Genomic DNA, 19063 nt, shown 5'->3' on the forward strand with positions numbered 1-19063 from the left:
AAGATAATCTGACGATATGCTCTACAAGAATAATATTACCCTTAGCCATTGTTCGAAATAAGGTGTCATCAATTGGCCTTAATTCCTGCACAATTTCCCTTTCTTCTTTTGTATATTTTGTTCTTATTATCAAAATTGTTATCCTTTTTGAAAATGTAGTATTTGGCGAGAAAGTATAACGAGAATTTACTCTCTCTTTTTTTATTACCTCCTACTAGTAATACAAAAAAACTTTTAAATTTTCGTAAATTTAAGTTTTTGGTATTAGAAGTTCCAAAAAAGAGTGAAAATAAATACAATGTATTTAGGAGGATTTTCATGATTTCAAGAGAAGAGGCCTTAGAGGTCTTTAAAAAATATAATAAGAGTGAAAGCTTACTTCATCATGCATATTGTGTTGAAGCGACAATGAGAGAGTTCGCTGTTAAAAAAGGCGAGGATCCTGAATATTGGGGTATTGTTGGTCTATTACATGATATTGACTGGGAAATGTATCCTGAGGAGCACTGCAAGAAGGCTCCAGAGCTATTAGCTCCTTATTTTGATAGTGATTTCATCCACTCTGTTTGCTCTCATGGCTGGGGAATTTGTGTAGATGTAGAGCCAGTAAAAGAGATGGAAAAGATCTTATATACAATCGATGAATTAACAGGACTTGTATATGCTACTGCATTAATGAGACCAGAGAAAATGGTTGGAATGAGTGTTAAGTCTGTAAAGAAGAAGTGGTCAAGCAAGGGCTTTGCTGCTGGTGTAAATAGAGATTTAATTCTTAAGGGCTCTGAGCTCTGTGGTATTGAGCTTCCTGAATTAATTCAAACAACTATAGATGCGTTAACAAAGGTTTCAGATGCTATCGGATTATAAGGACGATTGTGCTTGGGAAATTGATGATCCTATGATTGAGTGGACTGGTCGTGCTGAGGGTATGGACGACCAGCAATTTGCTTTTTCTGATATCCCTAACCAAGAAGAATAGCTTTATATGCACAGTATGCACTTGCAAGAGCGTAGGTAAGATTATATCCTCCACACTCTCCATCGACATCTGTGCATTCTCCTATAATATATAGGTTATCAACTATTTTAGATGAGAAGGTTTTCTTATCTAGTTCTGCTGTATCAACACCGCCCTTAGTTACTGTTGCTAGAGATAGCTTATCGAGCTTAACAATAAGCTTTAGTGCTGAAATAGCTTCCATGATTCCTTGAATATCCTTCTTTGAAAGCTCTGCTATTGTTTTATCTGGGCAAGGAACTATTGCCTCTAAAAAGGCCTTAGGTAAAGCTGTCATTTCATGAAGTACATTGATACATTTTGCCTTACCATTTTGCTTTTTAATTTCATCTCTATCTATCTGAGCTGAAATAAGCGTTAGCTCATCATTATTTTCAATTGATCTTGATAGGTTCATTGCTAATGGACCTGAAATTCCTCTCTTTGTAAATACTATTGATCCACTATATCTCTTACCTTTATGAAGTAAGGTAACATTATTAAGTGTAACACCCTCTATTTTATGTGTATCGATGCTTTGAGTTGTGAGCGCAGATAGAGCAGGGCGGAGAGGAATTATTTTATGTCCTAAAGCTTTAATTGCGGGGAAGAAGGTTCCATCTGAGCCTGTTAAAGGGTATGAGGCTCCTCCTGTTGCAATTACAACTATCTTTGACTTGTACTCAGCTTTAGTTGTAGTAACGATAAAGTAGCTATCAAGCTTTTCTATTTTCTTGACTTCTTCATTTAGATGAATGTTTTTTATATCTTCAGTTAGAGCCGCTTTTATTGTCTCTGCTCTATTAGAGGTAGGAAATACTTTACCATCCTCTCTACTATAGGTATCAACACCCTTTGATTTTAAGTACTCTTTAATTTTTTCAGGTCCAAAGCTATAGATTGCTGGTGATATAAAATTCTTTTTATCGTAGTAGTGTGAAATAAAATCTCTTATCTCTTCATCGTGAGTAATATTGCATGCTCCATTACCTGTCAATAATAGCTTTGAGCATAGCCTATTTGTCTTTTCAAAAAGATGAGAGTTAGGAAGTAGAGAAGCAAGGAAGGAGCCTGAAGCTCCTCCCCCGATAATAATTATATCTATCACTTTTCTTCCTGTACGATTTGAAGCTTTAGATCGTTAAGCTGTGAAGGCTCAACAACTGCAGGACAGTCATCCATTGGAGACATTGCAGCAGTATTTTTAGGGAATGCGATAACCTCTCTAATTGTATTAACCTTACTAATAATCATACAAAGTCTATCGATTCCAGGAGCAATTCCTCCATGTGGTGGTGGAGAGAACTTAAATGCCTCAAGTAGGAAGCCGAAGCGCTCCTGTGCTACATCATCTGGGAAGTTACAGATTCTAAAGATTCTCTTCTGTAATTCGATATCGTGTATTCTTATTGAACCTGAAGCAAGCTCATATCCATTGAGTACTAGGTCATAGAGATCGCCCTTAACGGCACCTGGATCCTGCTCTAGAGTATCGATATATTCAGCTTGAGGCATACTGAACATATGGTGAGCAGCCTCCCAATGTCCCTCATCCTCATTAAACTCGAATAATGGGAAGTCGATAATCCAGCAGAATGCAAACTCATCTTCATTAATAAGCTTTAGATCAGCACCAAGCTTACTTCTTACTGCACCTAAGCTGTTACAGCACTTCTTCCAGTTGTCGTGTGCAACTAGGAGGATTAAATCACCATCCTTAGCACCTGTTGTTGCTAATACCTCTTCCTCAAGACCTGCAAAGTACTTTGTAACACCACCGGAAAGCTTTCCTTCCTGAACCTTCATCCAAGCTAGGCCCTTTGCTCCATATACTTTAGCGGCATCTTCAAGCTCAGTAATGTACTTTCTTGTGTAATCGAAGCCATCCTTATGAGGTGCAACTAGGTATTTAACTGCGCCCTTACCCTTGAGAGGCTCTAAGAATGCGTTAAATGTTGATTTAGCTGCAAATGATGAAGCATCATGCATCTCAAGACCAAATCTTAAATCTGGCTTATCACAGCCATATGTGTTTAATGCATCGTTGTAGGCAATTCTCTTGAAGCTCTTTGGTAGATCAATATTTAAGACCTTCTTAAATACATCGTTAAAGAGATCTTCCATCATAGCAAGTACATCATCTCTAGTAACATAGCTCATCTCAATATCGAGCTGTGTAAACTCAAGCTGTCTATCGCCTCTTGGGTCTTCATCTCTATAGCAACGAGCAATTTGGAAATACTTATCCATACCACTAACCATTAAAAGCTGCTTATAGAGCTGAGGTGACTGTGGAAGTGCAAAGAATTTTCCTGGATAAATTCTAGAAGGAACTAAGAAGTCTCTTGCTCCCTCTGGAGTACTTCTGATTAAAGTAGGAGTTTCGATTTCTAGGAAATCGGTTTTATAGAAATACTCTCTGATAGCCTTTACGATCTTATGTCTAAGAACGATTCTATCTGTCATTCCCTTACTTCTTAAATCAAGGAAACGATACTTTAATCTTAAATCTTCTTTTGCATTACATTCATCGTCGATCATGAATGGAAGTACTGCACATTGTGATAATACTTCAATCTTTTCTGCCTTAACCTCAATCTCGCCTGTAGCCATATCTGGGTTAATCATGGAGTCTGGACGACGACGAACGATACCCTTTACTGCGATACAATATTCAAGCTTAAGAGATGCTGCTACCTCTTGAAGCTCAGCTGATGCATCATCATCAACAACAACCTGAGTGAGGCCATAACGGTCTCTGAGATTTATGAAATGAAGGGCGCCATGGTTTCTATCCCTATGCACCCAACCGTTTAGGATTACGCTTTTACCTTCATCTGTGGCTCTTAAGCTTCCACAGGTGACAGTTCTCTGCATAAAAGCTTCTTCTGACATGTTCTTCTCCTGTCTGAAATAGGATTTGAGACAATATTATCATCATCCTATTTCCTTGACAATTATTACGTTGCATCAGTAAGGCGCTTAGTGTATTCGCCTTTGAGATATTTCTTACTGTATACATCACTCTTTCTCACATTTTTCCTATCTGAAAGGCGATAAAGTGAGCTCCTACCTTGGTTATCACGGCTAACTAAATATATTTGGTCTCTTCGTAAATCCTCATCCATCAGCATACTTACAGAGGAGGTTGCTATCATTTGAGCGCCATTAGGGTTAATTCTGTTATCAGAGAAGAAATTCTGAAGGTAGCCAGCAGTATGAACACTTAAGGTTGAGCCTAGATCATTCATCAATACAGTACCGCCTGTATCAAGTGCCTTTAATAGTACAGGAAGAATGCATACAATACTCATTATTCCTCTTCCTAATAAATTTTGATCCTGGAATAATCTTACCTTCTTCTTGTTTGTTATATCTCCATTATCTGAGTAAACATCCTGAGTTAGCTCTGCATCGATATAGGAGCCCATCTTTATAAGCTTTAAATCAGAGAAGCCTAAATTTGATTGCTTTAAAATAGAAGCTGCCATTCTAATCCTATCTTCATTTTCTAGATATAGATTTAAATACTCTCTCTTTGGGCTTGATATAAATTCTAAGCTTTGGAAAAAGGACTTAACATCATATATTGCACTTGCAATAGGAAGATTGAGCTTATCAGCAATCGAGATAAACAATGTACTCTTTGATGGTATTAGTAGAGTTGCTTCATTTTTGCTTAGTCCTGTAATTTGTAGCTCATCAAGATTTCTTTTAAAAATTGGTGTTAATCTTTCACTTCTTCTAAAAAGCCATTCCTTTACAATTTTATTTGAGTTGATTACAAAGCCATATTTATAGAAGCCTCCATTTTGTATTATTTCGACCTCAAGATGTGTATCAAGTAAAGATGCTCCTTCATGTAAAGCAAATGGCTCGTTTTGTGTGCAAATATTCATTGAAGAAGAGAGAAATACCATTTTCTTCATGAAATCTAGTGTCTTCAACAAATTAGTTTTTCCAGCCTCATTATCTCCAAAGACTGTAATATTTCTGAGGACTCCTAAATTACCAGGAATAAGATCTGTACTAATCGAGATGATATTCTCTTCTAATGCCTTATCGTGACCTGCTAATAGAGAGAGATTTTGTTCATCAAAAAAGGAACGAAAGTTTTTAAAATTAAAGTTAACTAGCATTTTATAATATCCTCTTGTAAGAATATTAGACCTTAATAGGTGATTTTGCAATAAAAATGCAAAAATAGTAGGTAAGCTAGTAAAATTGATAATAAATATTAAGAAAAAATACTATTAGTAACAGTTCCTAATAATAAAAATGCTAATTCAAAAGACAAAAAAATAAAGGTGCTGCTGACCGCCATCAATAGGTGTGTTGAGGGAAATTGTGACAGACAGTTAGCTAGCACCAATCATCTATAACATACAAGCTTTCAAAAAAAGAGTAAACACATTTTTAATAAAAAGATTTTAGTTTTATTAAACATTTATTTGTTTGCTCTTAGTTCTCGTACAATATACTCCTTCTTTTTCAAGAATTCGATAGCTAATGTCGCTGCATGAGCGGCACTAGTCGTAGTGGTATATGGGATTTTATTTCTCATTGCTTCTGTTCTGATGTCATCATCACTCTTTCTTGAATGGAAACCCATTGGAGTATTGATAACAAGATCGATTTTATGAGCTCTTATCATATCAACAATATTAGGGTGTCCTTCATTAACCTTTAAAGCAACGTTTGCTAAAATACCCTCATTAAATAGATCTCTTGCAGTTCCCTTTGTTGCATATAGCTCAAAGCCAAGCTCCTCAAGCTTTTTAGCAATTGGAAGAATTGTGTTTCTATCCTTTTTATTAACAGATATAACAACTCTACCTTGTCGTGGAAGTAGGTTTCCACTCGCAGCCTGGCTCTTTGCATATGCCTCACCAAAGGTAGTTCCAATACCAACAACCTCACCAGTTGATCGCATCTCAGGTCCTAGCTGAGGGTCAACATTGACGAATCTATCAAAAGAGAATACAGCCTCCTTAATTGCCCAGCCTACAGTACATCTTCCTGTTGCGATGTTATCACCAGGCTTAACAAGTCCTTGAGCTACTAAATCCTCGCCCTCCCAAACTCTTACGGCAGCCTCTACTAGGTTTACTGAGCTGGATTTTGAGATAAATGGTACTGTTCTAGATGCACGTGGATTAACCTCAATGATGTAAAGCTTTCCATCCTTTTCTGCGAATTGGATATTCATTAAGCCTCTTACATTTAGCTTAGTCGCAAGCTTTAATGTCCAGCTTTTCATCTCCTCAATTATCTCAGGCTTACTTTTATATGGAGGGAAAACAGCAGCGCTATCACCTGAGTGGATACCAGCAGCTTCGATGTGCTGTAATATTCCTCCGATATATATGTGCTTACCATCTGAGATCGCATCAAGGTCATACTCAAATGCATCCTCTAAGAATTGATCTACTAGCACTGGACTCTTTTGAGAAATTTCAAGTCCTGAAACTTGGAAGAACTCCTCTAAGCCCGCTGTGTCATATGCGATAAACATACATCTACCGCCAAGAACAAAGGATGGACGTAGTAGAACAGGGAAGCCTATTTCCTCTGCCTTCTTAATTACATCCTCTTTGCTTACACCCATTCTGTTTTCAGGTTGTCTTAATCCAAGCTCCTTTACTAGAGCAGAGAATTCACCTCTATCCTCAGTTCTGTCTATGCTTTCGAGTGAGGTACCTACAATTTGAGCTCCTGCAGCCTCAAGCTCTGCGGCCATGTTAAGTGGTGTTTGTCCTCCAAGCTGAACTACAACTCTGTTACAATGCTCCTTTCTCATAATCTCAATTACCTCTTCACTAGTTAAAGGAGAGATATAGAGTCTATCAGATGTATTAAAGTCTGTAGAAACAGTCTCTGGATTACTGTTAATCATTATTGTCTTACGACCTTTTTTTCTGTAAGCAAGAGAGGATAGGGTACAGCAGGTATCAAATTCTAGACCCTGTCCAATTCTATTTGGACCTGATGCAAGGATAATTACAGCATCCTCTCCAAGAGGCTCTCCTTCATCTGCTTCACCATAGGTTGTATAGCAATATGGGGTTAATGCCTTAGCTTCACCAGCACAGGTATCGACAAAGTGAGTTGATATATGGAGGTTTTCCTCCTCTCTTAGCTTCTTTACTTCCTCTACGCTGAGTTTTGCAAGTGTAGCTATTCGCTTATCAGACATACCATTTTCTTTCGCTTTAATTAAAAGCTCCTTAGTTAGTCCCTTTTCAATTTCCTTATCAAGCTCAGATTGTTCTAAAAGAACATATAAGAAATATGGGTCAAAGCCAGTAATTCTATTAACCTCAGGAATTGCAGCTTCTCCCTTTTGTTTAATTACTGTATAAGCTGCTTCTAATCTTAATGGGTGAGCTGCATGTAGAATAGTATCTACATCCTTATTTAATTCTTGAAGACCCTCAATCTTTCTCTCTGCGCTTCTTAATGCCTTATTTAAGGCTTCTGCGCATGTTCTTCCTAAAGCAAGAGCCTCACCAACGCTTCTCATTTGAGTGCCCAGGGCAGAGACAGGTAGAGGGAATTTCTCAAGCTCAAAGCGAGGAACCTTTACTGCAACATAGTCTAATGCAGGCTCAAAGCATGATACTGATTGTCCAGTAATTTCATTTACTACCTCATCTAGGGTGTATCCTACAGCTAGCTTTGCAGAGCATCTTGCAATAGGGAAGCCTGTTGCCTTACTTGCAAGGGCAGAGGAACGTGATACACGAGGATTCATCTCGATGACAATCATTCTCCCATCCTTAGGATTTAATGCAAACTGTACATTTGAACCACCGCAATCAACACCAACAGCTCTTAGGATATTTATTGATGCATCTCTCATTCTCTGAAGGTCTCTATCTGAGAGTGTTTGGCTTGGAGCAATTGTAATACTATCGCCAGTATGAACACCCATAGGATCGATATTTTCAATGGAGCATACTATGATAGCATTATCCTTACTATCTCTCATAACCTCCATTTCAAATTCCTTCCAGCCAATTAATGATTCTTCAATTAATACTTCATGTACAGGACTAATCTCTAAGGCTCTTTCAACGAGTGGAAGATAATCCTCCTTGCTTTCTGCAATAGAGCCACCCATGCCTCCAAGAGTAAAGGATGGTCTAATAATTAGTGGTAGAGGAATCTCATTTAAAACCTTTTTTGCCTCATCGAGTGTGTGTACTATTCTTGATGCAGCACTTTCCAGACCTAAGCTTGAGACTATCTTCTTAAATTCACCTCTATCCTCAGCCTTATTAATTGCATCAGCAGAGGCTCCAATAACCTTAACATTGTATTTATCTAATATTCCTTTTTCTTGAAGCTCCATTGTGAGGTTTAAAGCACTCTGACCACCCATAGTAGATAAAATTGCATCTGGAGCAACCTGCTGGAATATCTTCTCAATGTACTCAACCTTTAAAGGCTCAAGAAAGATATGATCAGCAATTCCTGGAGTAGTCATTACTGTTGCAGGATTTGGGTTTATTAAAGAAACCTCATAGCCTTCTTCTTTAAGGGCCTTAACAGCTTGGTTTCCTGAGTAGTCAAACTCACAAGCCTGACCAATAACTATAGGACCTGAACCTATTACTAGAATGTGGTGTATATCATCTCTTCTTGGCATATCAAAGCTCCTTTAAGAATTCATCAAAGATATCGTTTTTGTCATGTGGGCCAGGGGATGCCTCAGGGTGGAATTGAACTGATTTAACATTGTTTTCTTTCGAAATAATTCCTTCAACTGAGTTATCATTTGCATTTCTCATCCAAACTAAAACTTCACTTGGAAGAGTTTTTTCATCACTCATAAATCCATGATTTTGGCTTGTTACGAAGGTCTTTCCTGTAATCATATCTTTAACTGGCTGGTTTCCTCCATGGTGGCCAAAGTCCATCTTCACAGTTTTACCACCAAGAGCTAGTGTTAGTAGCTGGTGACCAAGACAAATACCTCTAATTGGTATTTTCTTTAAGCACTTCTTTATTTCCTCAACGCTCTGAGTAAGAAGTGCAGGGTCTCCTGGGCCATTTGATAAGAACAATAAATCATATCCCTTATCGAGTACATCCTCAGCCTTGAAGGTAGGAGGAAATAGTGTTACAGCACAATTTCTTTGATATAAATCATCGATTATTGAGTATTTAATACCATAATCTACTACAGCAGCCTTTAGAGTTGGATTTGTAGGAGGAGCAACAAAGCCTTCACTTAGCTCAGGTGATTGTGTAACCTTATCAACAGCTACCTCACTAATTAGGTCTCTTTCTGTAATTTTAGGGAAGGTGGAAAGAATTTTATCTGCTTCTGCCTCCATACCTTCAAGATAAATTACTCCATTTTGGCTTCCATTATCTCTTAGATGAAGTGTTAAGGCTCTTGTATCTATACCTTCTAATATAGGCTTATCGCCCTTACTCATATACTCTTCTAATGAGGTTTTTCCTTCAGGAAGTGGGCCTCTATATAGCTTTTTTACAATAAGAGCAGTAGCTTTAATACTACTGCTCTCCTTTTCATATATATCAACACCATAATTGCCGATTAATGGATAAGTCATTACAACTATTTGTCCATTATATGAAGGGTCAGTTAGTATTTCAGGATATCCTGTCATTGATGTGTTGAAAACAACTTCTCCACATACATTAGCTTTTCCATGTAATATGCCGGAAAAAATAGTTCCATCTTTTAATTTTAGATATGCCTTTTGCACGTTAATTCCTCGTAAGTCCAAATTGACAGAAGGATATCAAAAATATGATGTTTTCTGCAACATAATTTATAAAAATTCAGCAAAATGCAACAAATATGTAAAAATATGCAACTTTATACCATTAAAATACGATATTTTTGTATTATTACTTTGATAAAAAAGGAGCATCAAATGATGCTCTCTTTTATTAATAGACCTTTACGCTTCCCGAGACTGTTTCTGCATGTATCATTTTTTCAGAGCTATTGCTTATTTCAATTTCCCCTAAACCATTTTGGTTATCATATTGCCAGGAGCCAGATACTGTTGTGAACTTAAAGCTACTATCACTATCCTCATTATCTAAAGCTAAGGAGCCTGAAACAGATTTTATTTTAATATCCTCTGCATGTGATTTAACATTAACACTTCCTGAAATAGTTTGTGCAGTAAAATCACTATCGGTTGAGCTTGTATATTCAATTGCACCGGATACAGAGTTTAGTAATACATCATCTGGCTTATTTGAGTCGGAACCAAATATTGAGCCCGATACACTATTTATTTCAATATCCTTTGCAGATAATTCATATGCAGATATAAACCCAGATACACTTTCAATCTTTATGCTATCTAAATTACGAGGAACTGTAATAAATGCCTTGTTTTTAGTTTTTATTGTATATTCTTCTCCCTTTGCTAGCTCCTTTGTGTTTCCATCAATTTTTATAAGTACCTTATTTATATCGTCCTCTACTATATTAATAGAGGAAACAGTTGATTTTATCTCAACGTCATCAAAGTCAAATGAAACATGTACTCTTGATGCTCTTGAATTAATAGAGCAGAAGGTTATGTTAAATGTCATCCAACAAATTGCTAATACAATTATTATAAAAATTATTCTTCTTTTAGAAAAAGCTATCATTTATTACCTCCTAATTACATTAATTGAGCCTGAAAGTGAGGATGCTTTAATAGAATACCCCTCTCTTCCATCCTCCTTATATTGTCCTTTACCGCTTCTACCAAATACTGTCCAATCACCTGTGGTTGATTGTAGTGTAAGAGAAAAGCCCTTATCCTCGGTAGTTATATCTATATCTCCACTAGTTGTTGATAGATCACAGGAGTTAAAATCTGATAAAAGCTCTATATCTCCACTAATTGATCCAGCCTTTATACTTTGAGCTTTACTTCTCTTTATTTCACAATCTCCGCTTGTTGAGTATGCTGTTAGCTTATCGCAGCTTGCATTATAAAGAGATACATCTCCACTAACACTTTTTGTAGTTATTTCATTTGCAGCAATATCTAATAGCTTAACATTGCCACTTACACTTTGAGCTTCGATAAGCCTTGCGCTAGCAAGTGATAGATCTAGATTACCTGCAACAAGTGATAGCTTAATTTTATCCAGCTCTCTTGGAAGGTAGAGTGTAATATATTTTAAATTCTTTGAATCACGCTCAATAGAAATATCCTCTGTTAGAGGGATTTCTTCTCCATCTAAAAGAGCAAATGGTTCATCTGTTGCTCTCTTAACTATAACATCTGCAGTAGGGGTTGATATCTCAAAGGTATTATTATTTAGAGTAAGAGTTGTCTTAGTAAAGTTTTTAAAGACCTTATTTGAAAAGCCAGGATATTTCTTTTCTGCAATTAACCAAATTGCTATTATAGCTAATAGTAGAGCTGCTAATATTGAAATAGGCTTAAAAGGAACAAAGTAGCAAAGTAGAGCTAAAACTATTATTAATAAGAAAATTAAAGGTCTTGAAAATTTAATCATCGTTATCTCCTGAGATTCGAATGTTCCCGCTATTTGTTTTAATTAATACTGTATTTTTGCTATCGATTTTATCTAAACCATCATCAATTTCTATAATTCCATTTTCACTTGAAGCTACTATATGGCTATCTTGGTTGAGAGTTAAATCGATATTACCACTATCTGATTTAGCTTCTATAAAAGCAGCAGTGGAATCAATTGTGATATCACCTGAAATAGTTTCAGTCATAATGCTTTTAGCACTACTATTTATTATAGTAATGGGCTTGCTACTGCCTTTAACATATAGCGTTGAAAAGCTAGATGAGGAAATTGTGCTTTCCTTAGCGCTTAAAGACGCTTTATCGATATTAGCATCATCAAGCTCAAGGTTTGCTGCAGATAATACAAGCTGCTCAGCAGCTATATTATTTATGTAAACATTACCACTACCATTTACGACTACAGTTTTAGCATTTTGTGGCAATGAAAGGATTACAGAGCTTTTAGCTTTAACAGTAATTGTTTTTATAATATTTTCATTTAAATCTATACAATCCTCACCAAAACGCAATATTGCATAAGGAATATCCTCTCCCTTTATATATAAATCGTTTGATGAGAAATTAATCTCTATATTATTGTTTGTAACCTCAGTTGTAATATCGTATGAAGGCGTGTTAGCTGGTGCTATAAATCTTCTTACAAATAAAAGTATGCATACTACTATTAGAAGTAGTGTAAAGAACAGTTTTTTCTTATCCATTAGTTTTTCACTTGGAGCTGCTTAAACAGCTCCAAATCCTTATTTATTTTGTAGAATTAAAACGAGCATCCCAATCCTTTTCCTTATCAAACATCTCGTTTTCCATCTCTTCAACCTTCTTCTTTAGGTTTTCATACTCAGCTCTAAGGTCGTCATTACTCTTTTCTTCCTTAGCCTCGTAATAGTTAGCATCCTCGGCATCCTTGTAGATATGACCCTTATCGTAGTATTTCTTAAAGTTTGTCTGGTAGTCCTCTTCATTAGCTGGAAGACAAAGTGCTACGATTAAATATATGATTGCTCCAGGGAAAAATCCTGTACAAATAATTGCTAGAAAGACAATTAATCTAACTGGATCTGCTGGAAGATCTCTCCACTCTGCAAGTCCTGTTGCTACTCCTAAAATCTTACCTCTTGGGCTTCTATACCATCTCTTAGTCATTTTTTTCATCCTCCGCACTTTGTTTTCTACTAGCCATTATGGTATCTATATTATCAATTCGCTCTTTTAAATCTGCGATTCCTCTTAAAAGCTCTTCTCTTTCCTCTGCCTCTGTGTTCTGGTGCACACCTAAGTCCTCATTAGCTTTTTCCTTTCTTGCATTCTTCTTTAGATCCTTTTTACTGATTCTTGAGTAAGTACCAGGTGCAACACCTGCTCTTAGCTCCTGCATTCTGATCTCAGCCTCGAGCTTTCTCTTTTTTAGGTCAAAGGCTTTTTCGATTGCTGTAATAGCGATTAAGCTTCCAAATACTATTGCTACAATTATAACTGCCATTATTCTCTGCCCTTCTTAAGAGCCTCAAGCTCCTTCTCAATTTCATCCTGCTCCTCAAGCTCTCTAAACATATCAGCAGTTGTTTTAGCTGGCTTTGAAAGCTCATTCTCTGCTTTCATCTTATCGATGATGGATTCAAAGTCCTCAAAGTGTGCCTCTGTACTTCTTTTAAGGCGCTCATTTGCAAGGGCCTCAGCCTCAGCAGCTCTAGCCTTTTCCTGTAGGCTCTTAAGCTTAAGCTTTGCTTGGTTAAGCTTATCCTCTATTTGATTAATCTCAGTTTTTGATTGCTCAATAATCTCTGAGTAGTTATCTACATCCTTTAATAGAGTATTAAGTGTCTCAGTTTCCTTCTTCTTCTCAATCAGTGCATCTCTTGCTAAATCATCACGACCCTTATCAACTGCAAGCTCTGCTCTTGTCTGCCAACGAGAAATTAAAGCCTTCTGCTCTGCAATCTTTCTTTCAAGTCTGATCTTAGATGCCATCCTTGCTGCACAATTACTCTTTAGCTCAATGAGGGTATCTTCCATCTCCTGCATCATGAGCTTTAGCATCTTCTCTGGATCCTCTGCCTTATCTAATAGAGCATTTATGTTTGCATTAACAATATCTTTAAATCTTGAAAAAACTCCCATAGTTTCCTCCAAAATAAATTTACTTTTACGCTTTTTATATAAGCAAGAAGTGTGCCAACTTATATTATTGAATAATATCTTATTGTATTACAAGAAGATGGATTTTTACATTTTAAAATTTTTGTAAAAATAAATGGTTATTTTATTATTTTCCTTGGTGAAAAATCCCACGTGTGGTAAAATCTCCCACATGGATAATATGCGGGATAGCCTTCAGAAGGGAATAGGTGAAAGTGATGTTTACTTGGAGTTTCAGGATAAACTATCAAAGGTTGCAAAGGTTGATAGAGCTGTCCTTATTATAGGAGAGCGTGGATCTGGTAAGGAGCTAGCAGTTCAGAGAATTCACTATCTCTCTCCAAGATGGCAGAAGAACTTAGTTGCTGTAAACTGTGCAGCGCTTCCTTCATCACTAATTGAGTCTGAGCTATTTGGCTATGAGCAGGGTGCGTTTACTGGAGCAACAAAGACTCGTAAGGGCCGCTTTGAGGAGGCTGAGGGCGGAACACTTTTTCTAGATGAAATTGGGCTTATACCACTTGAGGTCCAGGAAAAGATTTTGCGTGTTGTTGAGTATGGAACCTATGAAAGAGTTGGCTCCTCTGTAACTCATGAGTGTAATGTTCGAATAGTTGGTGCAACTAATGCTGATTTATTAGAGCTATGTAAGCAGGGTAAGTTCAAAGAGGATTTATTAGATAGGTTAAGCTTTGAGGTACTCTTTATCCCACCTCTAAGAGAACGAGGTGATGATATTCTACTGCTTGCACAATACTTTGCTTCTAAGATGGCTTTAGAGTGTGGACATGATGGCCTTCCTGTTTTATCAGATGAGGTAGTAGAGGCTTTAATGAATTACTCTTGGCCGGGAAATGTTAGAGAGCTAAAGAATGTTATTGAGCGTGCAGTATATAGAAATGACTCATCATTAATTACAGAGGTAGACTTTAATCCTTTTAATAATCCATTTAAGAAAAAGGCAGTAGCTGTAGAGAAGAGTGAAGCGGTAGCTCCTAAAATAAAGGAAGAGCCTAAGAAGGCTTTGGGGTTAGAGGCAATGCCTCTTAAGGACTTTGCAGTAGCACAAAGCCAGCTTGATGTAATCTTTTTATCACGTGCATTAAATGAAGCTGGAGGAAACCAAAAGAGTGCAGCAGAGCTACGATTTACCTAAAACAATTTCAACAATAGTCGCATCACTAGTTACAGCTGGTCTATATCTTTACAGAAGATCAATGCTAATACCAATTGCAGGTGGGACAATAGTTTACATGCTAATGGTACAGTTTGTTTTCTAAAGCCTTAAGCTATGAAAATATTTTATGATAATTTTAATTTAGGAATAAAAATCACATAGAAATAGAATGCTCATTTTTGAATATGGTAAAAATTTACAGTGTAAGCTATTAAGCTTAATTGATTTACCAATAAAGAGCTGTTGGATATTTATCACTCTCATTTTTGATAATTACCCTTCCATAGCCTTCAATTAATCCTGCTTTTAATATATCAACCTGGTTAACTATTTCTTTTGGCCTTGAAATAAGTGTGAAATGATCAAATGAATATGCAATACCTTCTGAACGAGTAAGTACTCTGTTTGAGTCAATTATCCTTATTTCTTCTTCCTTTATTTCTAGGCTCTTAGTAGAAATAAAAGTAATAATTGCTTCATTAGGATTGAGCCTTTGATCAAGCTTAATTACCTTGCTTTCAAGCTCCTCATTATAATGCAAGGAAATAAAACAAGGCTCAACACTAATTCTTGCAGATGAATATATGTATAATTTCTCTTCTCCATTTTCAATTACATTGTTTTTTATTTTACAGCTAGGATGAAGATGAAATAGAATCTGAGCATCATTTGGCTTATTAGAGAGATATTCATCTACTAGCACAATAATTTCATCTGAAGCTTTAATAATTTTCCTTCGAATAATTAAGTCTTGATAAGAATAGTTTTCAGCTTGCATTAACTCATAATTGTTTTTTTGTATAAAAATACCTCTAGAGGTTTCACTAATAGCTGTGTAACTCCATGAACCTTTAGGTAATACAGGGTATCCTTGTTTTAGCATAGGTATGTTGTGAGCTTCAGCACTTTTATAATATAGTCTTTTTTCATTATCGACATATGTGAATCGACCCGAATCGATGAAGAACGAATTATTTTTACCAGATACATCTATATGAAGTGGAGAAATATGACCATGACCTGAGCCTAGATTGCCTGTAAACATATGAACCTCAAGCTGAGGTGTTCGAATAATATGGTTGCCACTAGAAATATCTGAATATGAAATAGTGTTACTTTTAATGAGTGTATTATTAGGAAGTCCATCAAAGATATTCTCTTCGTTTAAGCCCCTATAGAGTTCTTCATCATTAAATAAGTAAGAAGCAAGTGTTAATAAATCATCTACATTTATTTCATCACTATCTCCTAGCAAATAAATGTTTGAATTTCTACTTACCATTTGACTAATAGCTTTAGCCATAGCGTGCGATATATTTAATAAATCCTTTGAAACCTTTATATCTGCCTTTCGTGCTTGAAATATTGTATCTAATAGTGCGTGTAGCACCTCTGCTTGGTACATTGGACTTTGCTCCCAATGCATTCCATTTGCTTCAGTTTGAAAAATAGCTTCCTCTGTTAATCTAGTAAGGGCTAATTGGGCGCATTTTAAATCATCAAAATATAAAGCAATGATAAATAATCCATGATCCTGTAATACACCCCAATTTGATAGCCTATGAAAGCCTTTATGAGTATTAATTAGTATCTCTTTATGCTCTACAAGTGATTTTTTCATTATCTCTTCTAGTTGAGAATCTTTTAATAAACCAATACTTCTAAGCCAATTTTCAGGCCTAATTCCAACCTCTAGGCTTCTCCAAGATTCTCCTTTTCTATCAGAATAATTAATAAATGAGGAAAAAATAGATTTAAATGTATTTAGATATTTTTGCTCTTTAGTAAGTGCATAGGCCTTAGCAAGATTAAATAAGATACTGTGTCTTGCATAAGCATAAATCCATTCTGGATCATCTGTTTCTTCAGGAAGCTTATTCCAAAGAGAATGAGAAAATGCTATTGGCGTTATACACCTTTCCATCTCATAGTGTGCTTTGTGTGTAATATAGCCATGAGTACATTCATCTGCCCATGAAATGATTTCTCGTTTGTCTTTGTCTGATAATAATGAAAGATTTAAATTATTATTTATATAAGGGTTCATTTACTATCCTTTATAATTTTTTCAGCATATAGCTTTGGTGTTATCCCCACGTATTTAGAAAATACTCGAATAAATGTATTCGCAGAAGTAAAGCCTAGCTGGAGACTTAAGGCTGAAATCTTTATTTCAGGATCGTCTTCAATAGCTTTACATGCCTTTGAGATTTTTAATCTATTCAAATAGCTTTTAAAGTTTTCATTTGATAGCTGGCTAAAAAGCTGTGAACAATATTTTGGGGTTAAGTTGAATTCGTTTGCAAGGTCAATTAGCATTATGTTTTCTGTACAGTGCTCATTAATGTAATCCTTCATTTGCTTTAATGTATCAGATTCCTCAAGTACCTCTTTTTCTCTATTTGATTGCATTGCTTTTGCTAATATTGATCTAACTCGCTTGAGTGTCTTATCTGGGTCTGAGTTTGAATATAGCTCTGACCAATCAATAGATTCCCCAAATAGCTCCTCAGGGGTAGTTCTTAGCTCTTGGAAATAACGAATTACTATTCCAATCATTGTAAAGGTAAAACGTTTATATTCTTCAAAAGAAATATTGGTATTTCTTTCAACTACATTATCAAATATTGATAGTGCTTCAGGAGAGGATGCAAGTAGGGCTGTAATAAGCTTATTGAACTCTGAAAGTGGGAAAACAATGTGTTTTTCCTCTCCCTTAACGTCATCCTCTGTTAATATTGTTTTGTTTCTAAATCGATAACGGTAAGAGAGAATATCACTAGCTCTCTTATAGCTCTTTGATATTGTTTGATAACCCTTATTAGTTGATGAAAGAGCGCATCTAAGCTCTATTTTTTCATTTAATGAGAATGAGAAGCTTTTTAAGGTTTCTGTTAGGTTATTCTTTGAGCTTTCACTATTATCTGCTTTTGCAACTATTGCAGATTCAATAAAGTTCATTCGAACAAAATGAACATGAGGAAATTGCTTAGAAAAGTTATCAAGCTTAGCAAATAGTAGGTTTAATTCTTCTTCACTACATTCAAACATAACTGCAGCAACTGTAAAGTATGAGCTTTCATCGTTATCAGCTGTAATGTAAGGAACACCTCTTAAAAAGGCTCTGTACTTCTGCTGCTCTGAAAGCATTTTCTGTTCTTTTAAAGCATCCTCTAGCTCTAAAGATAATGTTTCAATTTGCTTACAATGCTCTGTTATTAATTCAAATTCATCCTTAACATCTTCACCCTCAGTTACCTTTGAAATAGTCTCTCCAACAGGCTTATATAGCTTTTGAGCTAATAGATATGAAGTTACAATTGATATAAACACAAATACTATTGCACAGAAAATAATAAGAATATTTATAGAAGTAATAGTAGGCTCTTTATATGCAAATATAACAGAAAAACCCAAATCAGAGAAAGAGTCAACAACACAATGATAGCCTGAAATTGAGGATTCTGTACCATCGGGTGTCCATTTTAATTCATTTATACTATTTTCAAACTTTTCAGAACTAGAGATTGTAATATCTCTAGTTTGATCATGGATGCAATATTCATAGTCTTTATTATTTACCATTTCGTCTGGAAGTCGAAATGTTGATAAGAATGTCAAAGTGGCATCATTAACTCGTCTATTAGTAACAAGAAGTAGTGAATTATTCTTATGAGATCTATAAATACCAGGAATAAATACTCCGTCTTTTAGAATTTCATCATCGGGTGAGAAGGAAGAAGAGTTTTTCTGTATTGTTCCATCAGATGAGATTACAAAGGACTTCGGATCTTGGTTAGTAATGCTTATTGTATAATCTAAATAATCTTGGAATGTAGTTTCTTCTCTAGTTGCATGATAAAGCTTTAATGAGTAGAAATAATAGTTTGGGTCACCCCATTCACTATCAGCCCACTGGGATACATTTTCATTTGCTACTAGTCGATTAATTGAATCCTTAATATATGAAAGAGTTCCTCTTAATAGCTCTCTTTGGGTCATAAGAGCAGAGCTCATTATTTGCTCTTCTCTAGCATTAAAATTTTTAATAGTAAGTATTGCAACAATTATTAATACAAGTGAAAGGACTACTGCAATGATGCTAAATATTTTTACTATTCTTAAATAATATGTCCCCTTTTTCATATTCTTAATAATTTTCAGCCATTTTTTTTCATATGTCGAGAAAAACTTGTC

Annotated in this window: 17 protein-coding genes; 4 read left to right on the top strand and 13 right to left on the bottom strand. The window is 35.7% G+C overall.

Features of this window, described 5'->3' with window-relative positions; all coding sequences use genetic code 11:
• The first annotated feature begins 318 nt into the window (after positions 1–318).
• A complete protein-coding gene (locus FYJ80_RS09435) occupies positions 319–867 on the top strand; it encodes a hydrolase (RefSeq protein ID WP_154426292.1) in 549 nt (182 codons plus the stop codon).
• The gene (locus FYJ80_RS12105) at positions 851–979 is read left to right on the top strand and encodes a hypothetical protein (RefSeq protein WP_268878568.1); all 129 of its coding nucleotides are present in this window, start codon (positions 851–853) and stop codon (positions 977–979) included. The genes FYJ80_RS09435 and FYJ80_RS12105 overlap by 17 nt, the downstream gene beginning before the upstream one ends.
• Here FYJ80_RS12105 and FYJ80_RS09440 read toward each other — a convergent pair.
• From FYJ80_RS09440 to FYJ80_RS09490, 11 genes are all read right to left on the bottom strand, one after another.
• On the bottom strand, positions 963–2105 hold the full coding sequence (locus FYJ80_RS09440) for a BaiN/RdsA family NAD(P)/FAD-dependent oxidoreductase (RefSeq protein ID WP_154426294.1): 1143 nt from the start codon (positions 2103–2105) through the stop codon (positions 963–965). The genes FYJ80_RS12105 and FYJ80_RS09440 overlap by 17 nt on opposite strands.
• Positions 2102–3892: an aspartate--tRNA ligase gene (aspS, locus tag FYJ80_RS09445; protein WP_154426296.1), complete on the bottom strand. Its 1791-nt coding sequence runs from the start codon at positions 3890–3892 to the stop codon at positions 2102–2104. The genes FYJ80_RS09440 and aspS overlap by 4 nt, the downstream gene beginning before the upstream one ends.
• A 65-nt stretch (positions 3893–3957) precedes the next feature.
• Positions 3958–5136 carry an AAA family ATPase gene (locus FYJ80_RS09450; protein ID WP_154426298.1) on the bottom strand — a complete coding sequence of 393 codons (1179 nt, stop codon included), beginning with the start codon at positions 5134–5136 and terminating at the stop codon, positions 3958–3960.
• A gap of 308 nt (positions 5137–5444) precedes the next feature.
• A complete protein-coding gene (gene carB / locus FYJ80_RS09455; RefSeq protein ID WP_154426300.1) occupies positions 5445–8648 on the bottom strand; it encodes a carbamoyl-phosphate synthase large subunit in 3204 nt (1067 codons plus the stop codon).
• A gap of 1 nt (position 8649) precedes the next feature.
• Entirely contained in the window at positions 8650–9738 is a 1089-nt protein-coding gene (gene carA / locus FYJ80_RS09460) for a glutamine-hydrolyzing carbamoyl-phosphate synthase small subunit (RefSeq protein ID WP_328596774.1), read from the bottom strand.
• A 187-nt stretch (positions 9739–9925) separates the two neighbouring features.
• Positions 9926–10645: a DUF4097 family beta strand repeat-containing protein gene (locus FYJ80_RS09465; protein ID WP_154426304.1), complete on the bottom strand. Its 720-nt coding sequence runs from the start codon at positions 10643–10645 to the stop codon at positions 9926–9928.
• A 3-nt stretch (positions 10646–10648) separates the two neighbouring features.
• Positions 10649–11509 carry a DUF4097 family beta strand repeat-containing protein gene (locus FYJ80_RS09470; RefSeq protein WP_154426306.1) on the bottom strand — a complete coding sequence of 287 codons (861 nt, stop codon included), beginning with the start codon at positions 11507–11509 and terminating at the stop codon, positions 10649–10651.
• On the bottom strand, positions 11502–12254 hold the full coding sequence (locus tag FYJ80_RS09475) for a DUF4097 family beta strand repeat-containing protein (RefSeq protein WP_154426308.1): 753 nt from the start codon (positions 12252–12254) through the stop codon (positions 11502–11504). The genes FYJ80_RS09470 and FYJ80_RS09475 overlap by 8 nt, the downstream gene beginning before the upstream one ends.
• 43 nt (positions 12255–12297) lie before the next feature.
• Positions 12298–12705 carry a PspC domain-containing protein gene (locus tag FYJ80_RS09480; protein WP_154426310.1) on the bottom strand — a complete coding sequence of 136 codons (408 nt, stop codon included), beginning with the start codon at positions 12703–12705 and terminating at the stop codon, positions 12298–12300.
• On the bottom strand, positions 12689–13033 hold the full coding sequence (locus tag FYJ80_RS09485) for a hypothetical protein (protein WP_154426312.1): 345 nt from the start codon (positions 13031–13033) through the stop codon (positions 12689–12691). The genes FYJ80_RS09480 and FYJ80_RS09485 overlap by 17 nt, the downstream gene beginning before the upstream one ends.
• A complete protein-coding gene (locus FYJ80_RS09490) occupies positions 13033–13671 on the bottom strand; it encodes a PspA/IM30 family protein (RefSeq protein WP_154426314.1) in 639 nt (212 codons plus the stop codon). The genes FYJ80_RS09485 and FYJ80_RS09490 overlap by 1 nt, the downstream gene beginning before the upstream one ends.
• A 190-nt stretch (positions 13672–13861) precedes the next feature.
• On the opposite strand from FYJ80_RS09490, the gene FYJ80_RS09495 reads away from it, so the two are divergent.
• Positions 13862–14845 carry a sigma 54-interacting transcriptional regulator gene (locus FYJ80_RS09495; protein ID WP_154426316.1) on the top strand — a complete coding sequence of 328 codons (984 nt, stop codon included), beginning with the start codon at positions 13862–13864 and terminating at the stop codon, positions 14843–14845.
• Positions 14820–14969, top strand: a complete 150-nt coding sequence (locus FYJ80_RS09500) for an AzlD domain-containing protein (protein ID WP_206361055.1) — start codon at positions 14820–14822, stop codon at positions 14967–14969. Before FYJ80_RS09495 ends, FYJ80_RS09500 begins: the two co-directional genes overlap by 26 nt.
• 123 nt (positions 14970–15092) lie before the next feature.
• Here FYJ80_RS09500 and FYJ80_RS09505 read toward each other — a convergent pair whose 3' ends face one another.
• Entirely contained in the window at positions 15093–16913 is a 1821-nt protein-coding gene (locus tag FYJ80_RS09505; protein ID WP_154426320.1) for a heparinase II/III domain-containing protein, read from the bottom strand.
• The gene (locus tag FYJ80_RS09510; RefSeq protein WP_154426322.1) at positions 16910–19012 is read right to left on the bottom strand and encodes a helix-turn-helix transcriptional regulator; all 2103 of its coding nucleotides are present in this window, start codon (positions 19010–19012) and stop codon (positions 16910–16912) included. The genes FYJ80_RS09505 and FYJ80_RS09510 overlap by 4 nt, the downstream gene beginning before the upstream one ends.
• Between the last annotated feature and the right edge of the window lie 51 nt (positions 19013–19063).

This window comes from Bullifex porci, assembly GCF_009695635.1.
GTDB lineage: Bacteria > Spirochaetota > Spirochaetia > Sphaerochaetales > Sphaerochaetaceae > Bullifex > Bullifex porci.